The 19,060-nt window shown below is 55.6% G+C and carries 16 protein-coding genes and 1 tRNA gene; 9 read left to right on the top strand and 8 right to left on the bottom strand.

The window, feature by feature from the left end; translation table 11 throughout:
* The first annotated feature begins 59 nt into the window (after window positions 1-59).
* Complete coding sequence (locus AC0J1C_RS09715) at window positions 60-929, top strand: RibD family protein (RefSeq protein ID WP_473043686.1); 870 nt, start codon at window positions 60-62, stop codon at window positions 927-929.
* Here AC0J1C_RS09715 and AC0J1C_RS09720 read toward each other — a convergent pair.
* The 4 genes from AC0J1C_RS09720 to AC0J1C_RS09735 are packed head-to-tail and all read right to left on the bottom strand — an operon-like array spanning window position 918 to window position 5,271.
* Entirely contained in the window at window positions 918-1,868 is a 951-nt protein-coding gene (locus tag AC0J1C_RS09720) for a lysylphosphatidylglycerol synthase transmembrane domain-containing protein (RefSeq protein ID WP_473043688.1), read from the bottom strand. The two genes, AC0J1C_RS09715 and AC0J1C_RS09720, sit on opposite strands and share 12 nt — an antisense overlap.
* Window positions 1,865-3,829, bottom strand: a complete 1,965-nt coding sequence (locus AC0J1C_RS09725) for a glycosyltransferase (RefSeq protein ID WP_473043690.1) — start codon at window positions 3,827-3,829, stop codon at window positions 1,865-1,867. Before AC0J1C_RS09725 ends, AC0J1C_RS09720 begins: the two co-directional genes overlap by 4 nt.
* Entirely contained in the window at window positions 3,816-4,214 is a 399-nt protein-coding gene (locus AC0J1C_RS09730; protein WP_091985759.1) for a 6-pyruvoyl trahydropterin synthase family protein, read from the bottom strand. Before AC0J1C_RS09730 ends, AC0J1C_RS09725 begins: the two co-directional genes overlap by 14 nt.
* Window positions 4,215-4,248: 34 nt before the next feature.
* Window positions 4,249-5,271: a zinc-dependent alcohol dehydrogenase gene (locus tag AC0J1C_RS09735; protein WP_473043691.1), complete on the bottom strand. Its 1,023-nt coding sequence runs from the start codon at window positions 5,269-5,271 to the stop codon at window positions 4,249-4,251.
* 186 nt (window positions 5,272-5,457) lie between these two features.
* On the opposite strand from AC0J1C_RS09735, the gene AC0J1C_RS09740 reads away from it, so the two are divergent.
* The 8 genes from AC0J1C_RS09740 to AC0J1C_RS09775 all read left to right on the top strand — a co-directional run bounded on the left by AC0J1C_RS09740 (window position 5,458) and on the right by AC0J1C_RS09775 (window position 13,708).
* Window positions 5,458-6,213, top strand: a complete 756-nt coding sequence (locus AC0J1C_RS09740) for a CDP-alcohol phosphatidyltransferase family protein (RefSeq protein WP_473043692.1) — start codon at window positions 5,458-5,460, stop codon at window positions 6,211-6,213.
* On the top strand, window positions 6,200-6,820 hold the full coding sequence (locus AC0J1C_RS09745) for a YceI family protein (protein ID WP_375191788.1): 621 nt from the start codon (window positions 6,200-6,202) through the stop codon (window positions 6,818-6,820). Before AC0J1C_RS09740 ends, AC0J1C_RS09745 begins: the two co-directional genes overlap by 14 nt.
* Before the next feature lie 154 nt (window positions 6,821-6,974).
* Window positions 6,975-8,045 carry a hypothetical protein gene (locus tag AC0J1C_RS09750; RefSeq protein WP_473043694.1) on the top strand — a complete coding sequence of 357 codons (1,071 nt, stop codon included), beginning with the start codon at window positions 6,975-6,977 and terminating at the stop codon, window positions 8,043-8,045.
* 100 nt (window positions 8,046-8,145) lie between these two features.
* The gene (locus tag AC0J1C_RS09755) at window positions 8,146-9,234 is read left to right on the top strand and encodes a hypothetical protein (RefSeq protein ID WP_473043696.1); all 1,089 of its coding nucleotides are present in this window, start codon (window positions 8,146-8,148) and stop codon (window positions 9,232-9,234) included.
* A gap of 136 nt (window positions 9,235-9,370) precedes the next feature.
* Entirely contained in the window at window positions 9,371-10,321 is a 951-nt protein-coding gene (locus AC0J1C_RS09760; RefSeq protein ID WP_473043698.1) for a DMT family transporter, read from the top strand.
* Window positions 10,322-10,376: 55 nt separating this feature from the next.
* A tRNA-Val gene (locus tag AC0J1C_RS09765) sits at window positions 10,377-10,453 on the top strand.
* Window positions 10,454-11,230: 777 nt separating this feature from the next.
* Window positions 11,231-12,004 (top strand): helix-turn-helix domain-containing protein, encoded by a 774-nt coding sequence (locus AC0J1C_RS09770; RefSeq protein ID WP_473043701.1) that lies wholly within the window; start codon window positions 11,231-11,233, stop codon window positions 12,002-12,004.
* A gap of 564 nt (window positions 12,005-12,568) precedes the next feature.
* Entirely contained in the window at window positions 12,569-13,708 is a 1,140-nt protein-coding gene (locus AC0J1C_RS09775) for a phage integrase Arm DNA-binding domain-containing protein (RefSeq protein ID WP_473043703.1), read from the top strand.
* A gap of 1,115 nt (window positions 13,709-14,823) precedes the next feature.
* On the opposite strand, the gene AC0J1C_RS09780 is transcribed toward AC0J1C_RS09775, so the two are convergent.
* The 4 genes from AC0J1C_RS09780 to AC0J1C_RS09795 all read right to left on the bottom strand — a co-directional run bounded on the left by AC0J1C_RS09780 (window position 14,824) and on the right by AC0J1C_RS09795 (window position 19,045).
* Complete coding sequence (locus tag AC0J1C_RS09780; protein ID WP_473043705.1) at window positions 14,824-15,828, bottom strand: hypothetical protein; 1,005 nt, start codon at window positions 15,826-15,828, stop codon at window positions 14,824-14,826.
* 915 nt (window positions 15,829-16,743) lie between these two features.
* Complete coding sequence (locus AC0J1C_RS09785) at window positions 16,744-17,142, bottom strand: hypothetical protein (protein WP_473043707.1); 399 nt, start codon at window positions 17,140-17,142, stop codon at window positions 16,744-16,746.
* A gap of 248 nt (window positions 17,143-17,390) precedes the next feature.
* On the bottom strand, window positions 17,391-18,359 hold the full coding sequence (locus AC0J1C_RS09790) for a hypothetical protein (RefSeq protein ID WP_473043709.1): 969 nt from the start codon (window positions 18,357-18,359) through the stop codon (window positions 17,391-17,393).
* Between the two features lie 11 nt (window positions 18,360-18,370).
* On the bottom strand, window positions 18,371-19,045 hold the full coding sequence (locus tag AC0J1C_RS09795; RefSeq protein ID WP_473043710.1) for a hypothetical protein: 675 nt from the start codon (window positions 19,043-19,045) through the stop codon (window positions 18,371-18,373).
* Window positions 19,046-19,060: the final 15 nt, after the last annotated feature.

Genomic DNA, 19,060 nt, shown 5'->3' on the forward strand with positions numbered 1-19,060 from the left:
AACACAATCGACCGTTACCTCGGGTGCATAAAGGGCGAATGAAACCTGACGGAAGGACTATGGCAGCGAGACCTCTGGATATCGATACGGCGTGGGAACTGGTCCTCAGTGCAGTAGACCGCAGCAATGTGACACTGCCGTTTCCGGGCACCGAGACGCCCGCTGTCAGGATCAATGGCCAGGGCAGCTGGAAACTCGTGCAACCCGCCACCCGTGAGGCCCAAAGCCTGCTATCGGTATTCCTGCCCCTGTGCCGGCCCTTGCCAGACAACGCTCAATTGAACGTAATCGGCCAGCTTGGCCAGAGCCTGGATGGCCGGATCGCCACGGTAACCGGCCGGTCACGATTCATTAACGGCGACGACGGCATAACCCATCTGCACCGGATACGGGCGGTGTCCGACGCGGTGATCGTGGGCGCGGGCACCGCCTTAACCGACAACCCGAGACTCACGGTGCGACGCACCCATGGCCGGAACCCGGTACGGGTGGTGATCGACCGGCATCGCCGGGTTCCCGACAGCCACCACCTGTTTACCGATGGCGAGGCACCAACCCTGCGCCTGATCAGTGGCACCTTCAGCAAGCCGGCGCATGCGGAAGTACCGCCGGGAGTGACCGAAGTGCCCTGCCTCGGGCGGCCCGAAGATGATGCACCGGTAGATCCCGCGCACATCCTGGAAGTCCTGGCAGACTACGGGCTGAGAAAGATTTTCGTGGAAGGCGGTGGCGTTACCGTTTCCGCTTTCCTGAACGCCGGGCTTCTGAACCGCCTGCACGTGATGGTGGCGCCCATGATCATTGGCAGCGGTCGCCCGGCCTTTTCACTGCCGGAGATTGATCTGCTGGACGACGCGCTGCGCCCGCGGGCCCAACTGGTCAATCTCGGTAGTGACATGCTGTTCGACCTGGATTTCTCAGGCACCTGATCGGCGGACGTTCCTGGCCGTGCCCCGCCCCATGAAGATCATGGCTGCGCCTGGCAAACTCGAGATGAGAACCAGGGCCCCGTACCCGACACTCAGGGCCACGCCCTGCTCCGCTGGCAAACCCGCCAGAGGCCACAGCACGGCGGCCGTGCCTTCCCGAACACCCCAACCTGCAACTGTCAGCGGAATCACCATGCTCAGCAGCAGAACACTGCACAGGCCGACCAACACCAGCGATGGTGCCAGCCCGGCGAGATAGCCGGCGCCAGCGGCCAGCAGCAGGAAGACACCGAGATAACTGGCCAGGACCAGCAGGGAGGAGGCCATCTGCACGGGCAACGTAGCCCCGCTCAGAAGCGCACGGTGAAGGTCGCGCCTGAGGCGCACAAGATAGTCGCCAGCACCCAATCGGGCCGCCAGCCAGACGGCGAGCCCGAGAATGGCAATCGCCACCACCGGCCACCAGCCTCCACCGGGCGCCCCGACATGGAGACGGCCGGCCTGAACAAGCCCGATGACCGAAGCCAGCACAACCAGGAGCAACGCCACCTGCCCCGACAATCTCTCAATGGCAACCGCATGGGCCGCCGCCAGCCGTTCACCGGCGCTGGTTCCATGACGCCAGGCGCGGTGGACATCACCCAGCACCCCGCCGGGCAACACTTGGTTAAGGAAGGTCGCCAGATAATATTCCTGTACGGCGAGGCCGAGTCTCAGGGGGACGCCCAACCTCCGTGCCGTATACCGCCATCGCCACGCGGAGATCACTACCTGCAAGACAGACAACAGCAAGGCCGGCACCAGCACCCACAGGGCAATGCCGGAGAGTTCCCGCCACAGTGCCGGCCCATCGACGGCCTGGACGACCAGACCAATCACCAGGCCGGTAACCAGCCAGCGACCGGCCAGACCAACTAGCCTGCGTTGCAGCCCGGTCAAACGGCCGGCTCCGGCGGCACAGCCAGCACGTCGGTGTGGTGCACCACGATCTGAAGCGCTCCCCCGGCTAACAGAGCTTCCCGTTCGGACAGCCAGCGTTCCAGTTGCGGACGGCTTTCCGGCGACTGTTCTATTGCAGCTTCCACCCAGCCCTGCATCAGCATTCGTATAAGGGCGGTGTCGGAACTCTCGCCAGGACGGGCAGGGCCACCGAGGACCCAGGAGGACTCGGCGGTTTGAACCGTATAGCCCGCCTCAGCCATCAAGGTTGCCAGAACGTCCGATGCGTCTGGCCCCAGGGCGGCACCGGTGCCCTTGTCACCGTTTTGATGCCGGTTAACCAGATCCCGGAGCAGCTCATCGTCAGGATGCTCCGGGCTGAGCCCGAACCGGCCGGCATAACTCAGCACAATCAGAACTGCGGCGTTTCTGTTCGCCACTGCCCGGCCCAGGGCCGTCAGCCAGGGGCGGGACACCAGGTCAATGAGGGCCGATGCCGTTACCAGCGCCGTTTCCCGGGGCAAGATCTGCTCGATGTTTTCCGGTGTCAGCTGCACCGGTGCCGTTTCAAAGGGCACGTCCAGACCACGGGCGCGCTCCCGGGCCTCGCGCAGCAATGCCTGGTCCTGATCGACTGCCAGCCAGGCCTGGGGTACCTGCAGGGCCGGTGCCAGGTACACAACGTTGGAGCCTCGGCCGGTACCAATGTCGACAATGCGGCAGGGCCGTGCCTGAGCTCCCGTCTGCCGCTCGTAACGATCGGCCAGCCACTGATTGAGAGCCGCCGTCAGTTCCCTGGAGCGAGCCCTGTGATCAGCTGGCTCACGGGCCGAGAGCCATTGGCTGTCGAAGGCCGAGTGCTGATGCCACCCGGACTCTCCGTACCGGAATTGCTCAGCGGCGCTGAGGAAATCATCTGCCGCAGCCTGCCATGACCGTACCTGCCTCGATTCCCGAACCGCCAGTTTACGGGCGTGAGCAAGCTCTTCCGGATGGGTCAGCCATTGTTCGATTCGTGCCGTCAGGGCCTGAACATCACCGGCACTGTATTGCACCACGCCGGGTCTTTCCGCGGTGTTTGCCAGCGCGCCGCCGTCAGAAGATATGATCGGCAGACCGGCAGCCAGCGCCTCGTCGATCACCATGCCGTAGCCTTCGTAGAGCGAGGGAAACACAAACAGGTCGGCCCGACGGTAGATGTCTTTCAAACCGTCTTCGTCCAGCTCTCCAGTCAGGACAACACGGTCGGACAGGCCAGACTCGGCAATCTGTTTGCGCAACTGGCAAGCGTACCCTGCGTTCCGTGTGTCGGAGCCCGCCAGCGTGCAGTGCCAGGGTAAGGATTTGAGAGCTGCCAGCGCCGCCACCATCTGGTGCTGCGCCTTGCGCGGGGACAGATGCGCAACACAGAGCAAGTGCGGAGCATCCAAAGTATCTTCTGCATGCTCAGGCTCGATTTTGCCGGCCAACACGCTGACTCCGGGTTCCGCAACCCGGACTAATTCCTCTGGAACGTTGTAGTCCGCCAGCCGTGCTGCCGTGTATCGGCTGGTGGTGACAACGCCCGACACAAACGCCAGGGCCCGCCGCTCGGAATCGAGAAACCATTGCCGGTCGGGTTCGCTCAGCCCGGTCTCATCCGCCAGGGGGTGGTGCACCAGCGCCAGTAACAGAAGCCGCCCGTGGTGTTTTTCCACAACGTCTGGCAACCCACCCATGGCCAAACCGTCCAGAATCACGCAGGTGCCTTCCGGCAGTGCCGCCAGGCGCCGGTCGAGTTCTTCGAACGCCTTTTTGTCCGGCCGAGGAAACTGCCCGTCCAGCCCGGTTACCCGGGCCAGCTGGCCCTGCTCATTCAGGGCTTGCACCAGTTTTCGGACGTAGCGATACCCGCCGGTGTTCTGGTCAGGATCGCCCGGCACCAGAAATTCGATGGCGTGCGGCGCCTCAGATTCCGGCATGGTAGCTTGCCCAGGCAATATGCGACTCCGAAAGGGTTACCTTGAGACTCGCGATGCCGCGGCCGGTTTCGCCAAGACGACCCTCGTGAATGGCCCTGGCCATGCGATCGAACACCATCCTGGCCATGAATTCCGTGGTGGTATTGCGCCCCGCCAGCTCCGGAATCTCATCGAGATTCTTCATATTGAATTCCGAGAGAACGTCTTTAAGCACTTCCGAAGCCAGCCCGATATCCACGATCAGGTCGTCCTCGTCCAGTTGATGCCGCTCAAAGGTCACGTCGACTACGTAGGTTGCCCCATGAAGTTTCTGCGCGGGCCCGAAGACCTCGCCGTTGAAGCTGTGGGCAATCATCATGTGGTCACGGACGGTCAGGCCGAACATGGTCTCTCCTTAGCAGTGAGCAGTGGTTGGTTGTCTAGGCGTAGACAATGCGATGGCAGAGCGTATCCCTGCCATCAATCAGAATGCGGTTCATGGCCTGGGGCAAATCTTCAAACGGGGTTTCACCGGTGATCAGGCAATCCAGGGATTCGTCACGCAGCAGGCTCAAGGCCAGGGCCAGCCGTTTGCCATGATCCCAGCGGGGCCGTCGGGCCGATGCCAACTGCCCCACCTGGCTGGATTTGAGTGTCAGGCGCCGGGGATGAAAGGCCGCGCCCAGGGGCGCCGGGACCGGCTGGTCGCCGTACCAGCTCATCTCCACGATGGTTGCCTCCGCGCCGGCAAGCGCCAGAGAAGTCTCCAGGCCGGAGGGATGGCCGCTGGCGTGGATGACCAGATCGTGATCGTCCGGCAGTGGTTCTGTGCCGTCGCTGAAGTCGAGGCCGAGTTGCTCCGCCACCGACGCCCGGGACGGGTTGGTGTCGATAGCGATTACCCGGGTGCCGGGAATCCGGCTGGCCAGCCAGGCCACCAGGAGCCCGACAACGCCCAGGCCAACGACGGCAACCCTGTCCCCCACTCCGGGCAAACCGTCCCAGAGACCATTCACGGCAGTCTCCATGTTGGCCGCGAGCACCGCGCGCCCCGGCGGCAGATCCTCGGGCAGAGGCGTCACCGCCGAAGCGGGAACCTGGTAACGGTCCTGGTGGGGGTGCAGGCAGAAAACCCTCTTCCCCACCAGTTCTGCCGGTCCTTCAATCACATTTCCAACGCTTGCATAGCCGTATTTGACGGGTCCCGGGAACTCACCTTCCTGAAAAGGCGCCCGCATACGCTCATGCTCGGTTTTCGGCACGCGCCCATGGAATACCAGCGATTCAGTGCCCCGACTGATCCCGGAATACAGTGCCTGGACCGTTACCCAGTCGCCGCGGCTCTCACGACTGCCTCCGGCCAATGACGTTTCCAGAATTTCGCCCTTCCCGGGACTGGTCACCCACCAGGCCCTGGCCTCACATGGCGAACTCGTTGCTCCGGCTTCCTTTGGCACTGCCATCTCCTTGTTTGCTACCCGCTCCCTGTTCGCTCCGCGGCGCCCGGGAAAGGGCGTCGAAGCCGACGGTCTGAACGCGGTCTTTTCTCGTAAATGTTCACACCCTCCCGACTACTATAGTCTTTGTATTCGGGGCGTGGCAGCGCGGCTCAAGGCCGCGCTGGCTGCCAATGTATACGCTGGAGCCTGATGATGGATTCTAATGGGCACACCTCCCCAGGCCGCCTCTCGCTGGGGTTCGATCTTGCCTGGGCAGGCGGATTGCTGGCGTTGCTATGCCTTCTGACTGGCTGGCTGGCCCAGCCGCCGCTGACGTTTATCGCCCTGGCCGCCATTCTGTATCTGCTCGTTTGCGCCTGCGCCGGCTTCGCGTGGCCCCGGGGCCGGGATTTCGGTTGGGCCAATCGCGCAACCCTTCTGCGGAGCACACTGGTAATAACGCTGGTTGCGCTGGCTCCCTACGCAGGAAACCTGAACGGCGAAAACGGGAGTACAGGCGGGCTCTGGCTGTACTCCGTAGTGGCATTGCTGGCTTTGCTGCTGGACGGCGTGGACGGCAAGGTGGCCAGAGCTACCGGTTCGCAAAGCGAGTTCGGCGCCCGTTTTGACATGGAGCTGGATTCGCTGTTCATTCTCGGGCTGTGCGTTGCGGTTCTGGCGCTCGGAAAAGCCGGCGTCTGGGTCCTGGCTCTCGGCCTGATGCGCTATGGTTTCGTCGCCGCCAGCCCGGTGCTGCCCTGGATGAACCAGCCCCTGCCCGAGAGCTTCCGACGCAAAACGATCTGCGTGTGGCAGATCGTCACCCTGCTTGTGGCGATCCTGCCACCGGCCACCCCCCTGTTTGCCAGCACCACACTGGCCACCGCGCTGGCGTTGCTGGCGTGGTCCTTTTTCGTGGACATTCGCTGGCTCTACCAAAGGAGACATTGCCATGACTGCAGTTAACACCGGAACGCTGACCAGAACCCTCGTTGCCCTGCCCGCCGCGCTGGCGATCAGCACCGGGGCGATGGCCGAACCCCGAAAATTTATCGTGGACGACGAACACTTCTCCATTGTGTTCGAAATCATGCACATCGGTTACGCGCCGGTGATGGGCATGTTTCGTGAGGTGGAAGGCCAGTTCGTTTACGACGAGGAAGCACGGGAGCTGAAGTCTGGTCAACTGGTGTTCCAGAGCGACAGTGTGTTCACCAATCACAAGAAGCGGGACGAACACGTGCGCAATGAAGACTTCCTCAACAGTGAGGAGTACCCGGAAATCACCTACACGGTGACCGGATTTGAAACTACCGGAGAAAATACCGGCAAGGTGACCGGCGACCTCGAAATGCTCGGCCAGACCCGACCCGTGGTGCTGGACGTGACCCTCAACAAGAGCGCCGTCTATCCCTTCGGGCATGAGGAGTACACCCTGGGCATCAGCGCCTCCACGACACTCAAGCGCAGCGAATGGGGTATGACCTACGGGATTGACCAGGCCATGGTGGGCGATGAGGTGACGCTGAGATTCGGGTTCGAGGCCATTCGCGAATCCGGCGGTCTTTTCTGAACAGGCGTTCAGATCAACAGAGTCTCTTGATGTCTGCGATGTGACCCAGCGCACACCCTGGAAACATTCTGTTACAAAAGCGGCCCGGATTTTTGGGGTGCGGCAGTATTCCCGTTATGGTTAAGGAAACAAGAACAAGACAGGGACCTGCCGCATGCCCGGTAAGGCACTACTGATTCCAGTCCTCATACTGACGACGGTTATTGGCACCGGTTATTTTCTGTCTGCCGAGAACCGCTCTGAATTCCAATGGCTGCGCAGCCTGGCTGGCAGCTCACCGGCGCCCACGCCTGATTCCACCACGACGGCAGAAAGCCGGAAGTCGCCCGAAGCGACCTCACCCAAGCCGCCCTCCGACAATGCCCTGGGCTTCATGCTCGCGAGCGTCGCCGATCAGTACGAACAGGCCAGCCGTTATCCGGACTGGTCGATTCCCCTCAGCCCGGCCCAGGCCCGTGGCTACCGGGCTAACCACTATGAACCCGTAACCCTGCCACTGCCGGGTGATGGACGATTCACGGTCACCCTTGAAAAGTTTCGCTACACCCGTGGAGACACCATCCTGGTGGCCGCCGCCATTGAGGGCTCCCAGGTGGTCGGAAATACCATGGAAGCAACCCTGGAAACACCACAAAGCCGGGATGCGGTTGTCAGTACGCGCCTGGAGGAAGCCGGCTCCCCCGGCTATTACGAGGGGATCCTGACCGCCGATGCCGAGCCCGGCGAATACCGTCTTATTGTGGAGGCCAGCGTGGACGGCCGGCCGGTGCGCCACGCCTCTGCACTTACCATTGAGCCTGATCTGGGTGATTTCGAGGGTCTGGGCGATTCTTACCTGAGCAATAACAACCTGGTGATACCGGTCAATTTCGCACCAGAGGAACCCGGCTATTACGCTCTTTCTGCCCAGCTCTGGGCGGGACAACAACCGGTTGCGCAACTCCAGGCCGAGAAACGCCTGGACAGCACCAGCGATGTTATCGAGCTCCGGGCCCACGGCACGGTGCTGGCCAACCGTAATTTCAATGGACAGCTCCAGCTCAGGCACCTTCAGATTCGCCAGTTGCCGGCAAAACCCGGCGACCGCACCCATTACGCTTACGGGCCCGACGAGGGCTACACCTTCACGCCGCCGGATCTGGATCGGCTCACCGACACACCGGCGGCGAATCCCGAATCGGAACAACGGGCAGCGCTGCTCAGGCAACTGGCCGACAAGTTCTGATAACAGGGCTCCGGCCCTGAGCCGGCTGACGCCGGGAAGTACCGCCATGAAGGCGGTGAAACGTCTTGAAACAACAATAATCAGCGAAGACGGAGCAAGCATGAAATCAACAACAATCGGAAGTGCCTGTAAGACCGCCCTGGCGGTCGCCATCACCGGCAGTCTGTTTGCCGGTACCGCCCAGGCCCAGCTGGCCGGGCATAATGTCATTCTGGTACACGGCTTCCAGCAGGAAGACCTGGCCAATCCACCCGCCAACCTTCAGGAAGTGAAGAGTGCCGGTGAAGACTATTGGCGAACCTTCTGGCTATCGCGCTCCGAAGCGCGTATCGACTGGGGCAGTAACGGTCGGGTCGAGGGCGGTATCGCCCAGCAGGCCTACCAGCAGTTGCGCCAGATCAGCCAGCAGGGCCTGTGCAACAACTGGTGCCTGGTGGTGACCCACTCCACGGGCGACCTGGTAACGCGCTACCTGCTGGAAAACCAGGCGCGCTGGCTTCAGGCCGAAGGCCTGCCGCCGCTGAAGATCCTGGCGGCCCTGGACTATTCCGGCGCCGGTGGCGGAACCGAGCTGGCCAACCTCGCCATGAGCCTGGCCTACAACGACAGCTGGTACAACTGGCCCTTGCGCGCCGCGGTGGAAGCGTTTACCGGCATTGAGCCGGAACCGGGCAAACTCGGCGTGGTGAACGACCTGCAAACCAACGCCGCCCGCAACCTTGCCGTTAGTCCCAACAACATCCCCAGACTGCGGTTCGTGGCCGGAGGTTCCTCTTACGGCGGCATCACCAAGCCATTCATCGAAGGCACCGATGACGGCGTGGTGCCCACCCACTCGGCCTGCGGCGCCACATCGGCTGCGGGCATCGATTCGTGCGCCAACAGCATCAGCCTCGCGGGTAAGGTCACCAGCCAGAATGGCCCGGATGCCCTTTACTACAACCACTACCCGATCCTGATGAACGAGGGCGCCAGCCACAGCGGGGTGCTTGGCTCGGAAACCGGCAATATTTCGGTGCCCGTGGTCAACAACACCACCCTGGGAGGCTTGCGGGTCGACTTCGCCAGCCGCACCTACAACCAGCGGGCCTGGTGGCAGTGGTGGGGTTCCGGTGACCAGTACATTGAAGTACCGGGCTCCGACCAGACCGACATGTCCAGCCTGGTTTACACCACCCTCAACAACTGAAGCTCTGCGCAATTGTGGCTCAGGGACGAGCCCACCCACTCCTCGGTAGTTCTACCCATCTTTTCTTTTTAGTTCGCAAACTATACATTGGTGCGCTTTCCCGATTGACTGAGCCAATGCCGGCGGGCGCAATACCATGTCTGACTCCCACAAATCCGATCTTCTGCTGCTGGTGGTTACCCTGTTTGCAGCCATCAGCTGGATGTTTTCCAAGGAAGCAGTGCTGCTGATGCCCCCGCTCATGTTCATGGCCGCCCGCTTCCTGATTGCCGGTGCGGTACTGGCCTTCTTTGCCCGGCGCTCGCTGATGAAGCTCAGTCTGGACCAGCTCCGCCGCAGTGTTGGCGTTGGCCTGGTATTCGGCACCGCCATGACCTGCTGGGTCATGGGGCTGGTTCATGGCACCAGCCTTGGCGAAGGCGCCTTCCTCACCAGCCTCGGGGTGGTCATCGTGCCCATCATTGCCCGCCTTGTTTTCCGGGAAGTACAGCCACCAAGCACCTGGCTGGCAATCCCCATTGCGGTTGCGGGCCTGGCCCTGCTATCGCTGGAGAACGGCTTCCGGCCTGAAGCCGGTCAGATTTTCTTTGTGCTTGCGGCCAGCATTTTTGCCCTTTACTTCAACCTCAATACCCGGGCCGCAAACCAGCGAACCGTCGTGAACCGCCTGGGCAAAACCGTGGAAAAACACCGGGTACCAGCCCTGCCCCTGACCGCGATTGCCCTGCTGACCGTGGGCGTGCTGACACTCGTGGAATCCCTGTTGCTGGAACCCTGGCAGCCCACACTGGGCAACCTTACTCCGATACTGGTGTGGTGGGTGGCCGCCAGCGCCGTGATCGGTACCGCCGGTCGCTTTCTGCTACAAACCCTGGCTCAGAGCCTCTCGGCCAACAGCCACGGTGTAGTGATCCTGGTGCTGGAACCGGTGTGGGTGGCGCTGTTCGCTGCTGCCTGGTTCGGCGAGTCCATGACAACCATTCAGTTGGGCGGCTGCGGACTCATTTTTGCGGCACTGATCGTCAACCGCTGGGCGGTGCTGAGCAAGGCGCTCAAAGCGCAGTTGAGGAACCGGAAAACCGCTTAAAAGAGGTTGACCAGCCCCGAGGGAATCAGTATATTGCGTCCCCGTTGCAGGACACAGGACCATAGCTCAGTTGGTTAGAGCGCTACCTTGACATGGTAGAGGTCCCCAGTTCGAATCTGGGTGGTCCTACCACTTTTCAATAAGTTACGTGGATTCTGCACAGCCCTTCTCAAAATTTTCGCAAAATTTTCGCAAAATCCTTCTCTTATACAGTGGTTCATTTCATCGCAAATCGGGTCTACAAAAGACCAATCAGGCTGTTTGCGAGTAGCAACCTCTGGCGCTAAAACACGCCTCTTTGCCCCCTAATCGGGAAGACACCCCGGCACGCACTCAAGCATAAATTTAGTGATCCGACCCTAGGCGCAAATGTTTCAGAGGGTGGTACCGAGAATGAGCCACTAATAAATACTCCTGTTCATCAGTGTTGAAGATATTACCCGGCCAGGAAATAAGAATAGGGCCGGGTCGAAAATTTTGGTAATACCCCTCGGCTCACCAAAATTCCAAGCATTTGATTCAGTCGCGAGGAGTGTTGTTGTTGGTTTTCGTTCAGAAGCTTCGGAACGTCCATCCATCCGGACACAAACCTCGACTGCTTTGGGCGGCAATTCCCTGCTGCGGGGAACAAAACAGTTTTACCTGGCCGGGACAAACAGAATGAGCATGCCTAAATGAAACGTGTTTTCCTGCTGAACTAAAATTGTCCACCTTGCGGAAATCGCCCGTAACCAACAGGTCACACCTGTTCGTGCGTTGGGTGAATGCATACCTCCAAAAACGAACGCCCAATTTCCATATCTATGTCAAGTCGCCTAATCACGCTAAACGCGAAATTAGCCGCACCAATCGCCACTCCAGACACCATACGATAACTCCATCAACACTTAATCTCGATGGAGTCAAAACATGCTAAACGATCAAAAGGTGATCAGCCTGGCGTCTGAATACTTGCCGTTCATCAACATTCCGGAAGAGCTGCTTGCATATTTGGGACACATGGAAAAGAAGCTTTCAGGAATTGATATCCTGGTCTACCTCTACTATTGGCGGAAATGGCGTTACAAAGACTTCAAAGTTGTCATTTCTAACCAGGACCTGGCAGATCAGCTGGGCGTTCATGTCTCGTCAGTAAAGCGTGCAAATGAAAAATTGGTAGAGGCCGGTCTCATCAGGCGCAAATTACAAAAACGAAGGAGCAAATCCGACAATGCAGAGAACCTGCCGTCCATTACCCTGCCCGCAGTGCCGCGTGAGTTGGTAGAGCATTTCAAATCCAGCCCAATGCGCAAGCCATATCGCGACCCTGCAACGCTTCGAGAAATCAAATCATTTGCTGAGCTACTTCAGATTGCCGAATCAAACGATGCAAACGACGGTGATGGATCCGCTCTGAAACCTGAGGATATTAAGCAGATTATTGCAGGGCTTTTCGCGAACAAAGAAATAAATGTCGATTACTACGACAAAGAAGCTCTTTGCAACCAGGTAGCATGGAGTATCTACGACGGTCAGCTCAGCGCTCCAGAATTTGCGCCGGACAAAAAGCGACTAAGTATCGCGGTCAAATTAATCAAAAATGGTGAGTGGGAGAAGCCCAAAAAGTTTCCGGCGAAATATACACCAAAAGGCTATCCGACCAACCCGGCGCCCCAGGATCCCTCTAAAGAAATCAATTTTTAATCCTCCTCTCCGAAAGATCTGGAGCCCTGAGAAGATTACGTTATCAGGGCTCCCTAGAGCCTGCACTTGGACTCGAATAAACACCGAAATATGTGTGCAATCTTTTATCGCTAAACGTTGTTCTTAAGCATCTACTCCCCAATTGCTTGGTCAAACACAAAGGCACTTCTATTTTCTTGCTGCCCAGACATTTTAGTGTACGTTATCTAAAACAGTATGAGTTAGGGCAATTTTTACATGTCCCAGACGAGAGTTATTGCATTTTTACAGTAATTAGAGAGGCCTAAAAAACCATAGTTTTCTTTATCCTGTCAGTGTCTCTTATATCAGATAGGAAATTTTAAGATATGGCAAAACTTATGCTCTTAATTGAGTGGCGGGAAAGAAACTTTATCGAGCCCAGACCCTCCCTACGGACTTTCCAAAAATGGTGCTCGGAAGGTGAAATACCAGGCGCTAAAAAAATTGGGAACCTATGGTTTGTGGATATCGAAATAAACGAGAAAACCACCGGTAACCCATTGGTCGATCGTGTTCTGAATAGCTAAACCTCAGGAATCTAAAATGGCTACTCGCAGACTTCGAAAAAACTCGGATCTTCCACAAAACCTCTACAGGGAAAAGAAAAATGGAAAGATCTACTACAAATATCGACATCCGGTGAAAAAGATATTTTTTTCTATGGGCTCGTCAAAGACAGAGGCGTTTTCTGCAGCTCGCACTCTCAATGCTCAACTAATGGGAGAAACTGATCTCACCAGGAAGGTTTTGGCGACGACCAATAAAACCATAGCCCATTTAATTGAACGTTTTCGAAAGGAAAGACTGCCAGAGAAAGATTACAAACCCGCTGTAAACTATAACTGGGGAAAATGGTTGGACCGGCTCAAAAGGGATTTAGGAAGCTTAGAAATCGAGTCTCTGGATGTTCAATTTATAGCCTCTTACCTTGACGATAATTTTAAAAATAACTCATACATAAATCATAGGAAAGTATTGAAAGAGCTTTTTACGTTTGCAACCACTAAAGGTTTGTTCCCATCCGATCGAATGAACCCAGCAGAGGTCACTTATTCTAAACCGGCAAAGGAAAAGGTCCGAAAAAGGTTAACGCTTCAAGGGTTCAATGCGGTCCATGAGATCGCGCCGAGGTGGATCAAGATAGCCATGGAGCTGTCGCTTCTGACCCTTCAAGGACGCGATGAGGTTCTGAAAATGAAGTTTGATGATTTTGAAAATGGGGTGTTAAAGGTTGTTCGAAAAAAGATTGAGGAGCACGAACACTCACACCTGAAGATCTCCGCCAGCAGGCTCCATGAAATTCTTAAAAGATCCAGAAATTCAGGTATCGCGAGTCCGTATGTTGTTCACCGTTGCCCAGAGCGCAAAGTAAAAGCCAAGGATCGCACTCACTGGACTCAAGTTATGCCAGACTATCTCACAAAGGCTTTCAGCAATTTGGTTGATTCCCATGAATTTTTCTCAGAAATCCCTGCAGAAGAGAGACCGACATTTCACGAGATTCGGTCACTTGGATCATGGCTCTACAAGAAAAATGGGTATGACAATAAAACGTATGTTCGACCGCTCATGGCGCATGCCGATGAAAAGACAACAGCGGAGTATCAATCTGGACACGAAGAGACATGGATCGAAGTTTCAGCAGATCTGGACATCGACTCATTAATCAATACGAAATACTGATCAAATCTGGGATTTACGCAGCTGGCTAGCGCTGCTACTCGTCCAAATGAGGCTTCCGTGTTCTTTATTGAGGGATGGTTAAAATCACCGGCGCTCGCTGAAATGCGCCCAAACCTTCTCGCATCGTTTACGCAGCAAAGCGTGTTTGATTCAACCTACTCGTTTCCTTATAAAGAGCCAAGGTGCTAGGGGCTCGCCTGTCTAGATGTCAGTTACGGCAATCCTCCAGAAACGCTTTTAACCATCGGGTTTCCTCCGAGGAAGGCTCCAGATTGTACTGCCGCACGATACGTACAAACCTCGCCACATAACCGCACTTGCAGTGGTTCAATGATTCCGGACCTCACAGCGGATTAGTACACTTTAGTAATCGCTCCTACTAAATTAGTAAACTTCACTACTAAACAGAACTAAAGAGCTGGTATGGAGGTCTCAGCCTTTTGATTTTTTATTTAAACGCCTCAATATAAAGGCCCATTAACCCGTCGGTGACTCTGACCTGTCCCCCATTGCTCGGTTTAGTTTTGCCAGGATCCATGAGTCGCATTGCTCGCAAAGAGATCATTCAGATTTGGGGATAACGCCCGGCTCCAACACTGCCTGGGATCTCACTGTCATTTATAGGCATAGCGAGTGACTCCACCAATCGTTTTCCACCTTACAGAGTGGTTGCTGTTAATGCCCTGCTTTGGATGCTATGAACCAAGTGCTCTTTCCAAATTTCCTGTGCCAGTACTCGTCAAGAATTTTACCTTACAGCAGCCCACCCTCTACCTACCATGTCTTGGCGGAGCGAGATCGGACTATCGAGACATCCCTGGGACGACCTCCTGCAGAAGCCGGAGCCATTCCTACCTGTCTTAACCAATTATGATCTCGACCCTGTGCCTCCAGCAATAGTCGCAGGGAACTGCGATAATCCCGCATCGTGGACGGGCTGCACCAGTGCTCCAATAACCAACGAATGTGCTTCTGTTGAATCTGTTGCTGGCTCTTTACTTCTGGAAATCGAGTCTCGACGGCAGTCATCATTTTTTCGATGCGACTGATATGACGACGGCGGCCCCTTTCAGAGCCGTTGCCAGTCTTAATTCGCCGATACACGCTGGAGAGATTCATTGCTCAGCCTCCTCTCCCGGACGATCCGAACGATGTCGCTTTCCAATATATGCTGATGAGACTGTGGGACGTTTGTGACCGCCCGATTTACCCACAACTTCCCGACCTCTGAGGTCTGCTCCTCTATCGAATGGCCCAGACTGTTTCAGTGGAGCTGCCTGGCCGCTTTCTCGTTCATACAGCTCAATGAAATTCTCTGCTCGTAACTCTTTAGGGCTTTTGATTCCAACTTGCTTGAGCACTTTGCGGATAGGCGGGGCGTGCCGCGCGAGAAACTCCTTCAATGAGCTGTTGGTGTCGATCAGGCACGTGCCAGTGTCGGAAATCGTATGAATCGCATAATCGAGGGCCTGCCACTGTACGCTCTCAACCGGAATCCACCGGTCCTCCGACACAAAACCGCCTTTGGTTCCCTCCCAGATCCAAACCGCACGATACATTTCCGCTTCTGACCTCATTCGATGCAGATCAGCCAGCGCAGCCTCCCTTAGTCGCATGCCAAATGCGCGCCAAAGAAGAATAAGGGCAGCCCCGCGATAGTTTCCTGCCTTTTCTGCTAATCGTACCGCTTCGATCACTTTGTCCCAGGATGCCATCGGCAGAACGGTTCGGATGTATGAACGTTTTCCCACTGCATCTGATGGTGACAGCCAAATCTCTTTGTCCAGGCGGATGGCTCGCATCACTGTGTTAACCGTCGAGATCAGATTCTGCGCATACGCGACTTCCATGCCTCCCGTTGCAACAGCCGCTGCCAAATGTTCCGCGTACGCCACAGCATGAGCACTGGTAATGTCCCGAAGGTCTCGAATCGGCGGGTCGAGTTTCGACAGCCACACGAGCACGAGCTTGAACCTGGCATGGTGGGTATACCGCGTATAATAATGGCTGTCTCCGCCATAAGCCTGTGCTAAAGCTACTTTGGCGGCATATGCCGGTTGGTGGCCTAACCCAAAGTTTCGTTGCTTGCGATTCCGTTTCAGTTGCCTGCTTTTCTTCATTCGATAATTCCTTACAGTAAGTTGTCTCCTTCAAAAAGTGCAGCATGGTTGTGTGGCAAACCCTCAGCGTATGGGGGCAGGACCGCTCGGTTTTCCACACTCGAAGGCCCTGTCCCCGTAAAGCTGAGTCAGTTTTAACCATTTCCAGATCATGGCTCCGAGCCTCCGTTTGCGCTGCTGCAAGCGCGATTGAATTTTCCTCATGGACCAGCGAAACCATTTCTGGCCGGGGCGGGCTTCATGTCGTCAACATGATTCGTGAGGAGTGGGTACCACATTCAGTGGTGGGGTTGGAGCAAGAACGAAAATTGAGCGATGACGGTGATGACGCACCCCTGATCATGGGAGTGATCCACCCGGCCCGACAGGTTTCGTTCGGGGTTTCGTTGCTTGCTGAGTTGGAAACAGCTCTCTGTGCCTGATTCCAGGCGGTGAGCTCTTACCAAACTTAATGCATCTCAATTTTCTAAGGTCATAAAACCAGAACGGAAAAATCGAGATATGTTTGCTGTTAATGTCGCCAAGCCGGCGTTTTTAGGGGTGAGCTTCAGGAGCTCATTAGGAAAGGGACTTCTGGATCCGATTAATAGATCGGATCGCTGTGCTGTTTTATTTCATCGAGCCCCAGCTAGGCGCGTCAGAGGCAGAGCCTCAATACCGATCCATTGTTGAAGATCTCTTTGTTGATGTCCAGCGGAGTAAACGCAATATATTTGCGTTTAGCCGAGCATTGGCTGTGGGGAATGAACGGCAGTCATCGGCTCAAGTAGACTCCAAGTGGACTCCAAGTGGACTTTCGAAAGCTCTTGGTCACAGCCCTACCGGGGCTCTAATTCGATTAGTCCACTTGGAGTCCACTTCGAGTCCACTTGCCAAGCTATCAGCCATGAATCAGCTGCCGGTCCCAGCTCTGGCCTATTCGTAGATGATTCTATAGTTCTTGAATGTAATCTTTGGCTGGAACTCGCCAACGACTCTGACGGACGTGTTTGCCGGTATCTGATTGGAACCTTGCTGATAGGCTGCGGAAGCTGTACCTGGAAACCACTCAATACCGAGCCTATCAAGTGCCTCGTGGGCGACCTGCTCGAATCCGCCGGGCGCATCTAGCATCAGCTGATTCGTAAGTCTGTTGGTTCTGACTCTGGCCAAGAAGCCTTCGCCAATTGGCCAGAGAACATTCAACTCGACGAGCTGAACCAAGGCGCGCTCGATATCATCCTGATCGGCAAGGTCGCCAAAATCCTCAGCACGGTACACACACGAGACGTCAAAGCGTATCCGGTGGATAATCTTCTTGAACAAATCAGCCACTTGGACTCCCTTTTCTGGCCGAAAAGGCCCGTCGACGCTCATTCTAGGAAAGGTGAAGCGAACTACTGATTTTCACTAACAGAATCCACTGGAGATTGCCGCAGGTTGCCGGACTATGGGTCAGGGTCACTCCTCAGCGTAGCACGTCACACCAAAACTGAATGCGGCGTGCCAATGGATATCGGCGAAGGTACAGAACTGAAGCTACGGTCGCAAAGCGGACCTTTTCTTGGGCGGAGTGACTCCGCTTATTTCTGAAGGGTAGAGAGGTTCCAGAGCTTTATGCTGTGGTCTCCATCCCCTCCTGACGCGATATAATTTGGTCCAGCCTCACTTGAGATGACCCTGCTAGTCCAACCTTCGGTGCAGCACAGTTCGCGTACAAGATCGCCGCTCTTCCGATCAAATACGTAGATCCAGTTAATTGAACCTTCCTTCCGTGAGTTAATAATTAGATAATCCTGGAACGTCTCGAAGGTTTCAGGATAAGCGCCTGAAGGAAAATAGCTCGACACCCAGGTCATTGTGAACTTTCCCTTTCCTTCCTTTGAGGAATAATGGACTTCAGCTGAATCGTCTGAACTGTTCACCCTAAATTGGATAAAATTGGGGAGTTCCGTCCCACGATTTTTTGCATGAACATACGAGTCAGCCAGTCCAGACCAGTCGAGCGCTGTATCGTTTTCGAGGTTCAGCTCTGTGTAGTAAGCACCGCCTTTCCTGATCCAATTTTTACCAGAAATAACGATTGTTGATTCTCCCTTATTCGGGATAATCGCGTTCGCGAACCGGTTGTCCTCATTGTTCGATAGGGACATTAGTTGGTCCATGACCTCATCCTGAAAACTATCTCGCCCGTTCGCATGTTCTATCAGGCTTTCTTTTCTGATTGCTTTGCTTAATACAGATCGCCCAGAGTGAAGATCAAAGATCTCAATAAAACCGACGTATTGTGAGAATGTGTTGATCGCATTGACCGGACTTAAGGAATATCTGATGAGGTATTTTCGGTCGCTCCCGATGATTAACTCCCGGGGAACACTCATTGGAAAATCTTGAGCTGCCTCAAGGGAATGGTCCTCGTTGCTAAAAAGGAGTTCATACGAGGAGTCATAGATATATTGCCCGAACAGGAAAACGCCGATTAGAGGTATAGCGGCAATTTGGATTACACCAATGAGGTTGCGTTTGAAAATTTCCCCAATTACACCAAACAAAACACCTCTCCTTATGATTTATTTCCGCTTTTGGCTCTAAAACCTATCTCAAAGAATGTCATATCGATAAGTTTTGCTGAGGGATAATTGTTACCACCAGAAGTTCTCTTTACAGGTAGACTCCAGCTCTCTTCTAAACGTAATTGGTTCAAACCAACCATGTACTCGCCAGAGAACCGAGGGACGCGCATGTTTGGATATACACTCCGAAAGCCAGCCTCAAAGTAAAGATCTCTGGCAGGACACTCCCCCCAGACCCCCATTAGAATCTTGGTTACCAAGGTGTCGGTGGGCGTTGTGATTTTTTCCAAGTGCCCGCGCAGCTTTTCCAAGGAGCGATCGAGAAGTTTCACCTGCTCGTGGGCATCTTCAGTGAATTCCTCCAGGTGCAGGTTCCAAAGATCAGGCGGGATCTGAGTAAAAAGAACTTCAACCAATTTCCGGAAGAAACGAAGATTGGATCTCATCAAGCCAGAGGAACCCCTGAACATTCCCCAATTAGATAGGAAAAATCCGAGATGCAGGGCGGTTTTCTCCACGTTTTGCTCAGACGCCAAGTCTGCCCAAGTTCGGAATCGAGGATCGTTGACATAGTCATAAATGATCTCCCATGCTTGCAACCGAGGAAATTGCTCGCCTTCCGCCCGTTCAAAATACCTTTCTACTTCCCCAGAAAAATCAACCACAGATTCAAAGTTCCA

It is taken from the genome of Marinobacter sp. E2, from assembly GCF_055755345.1.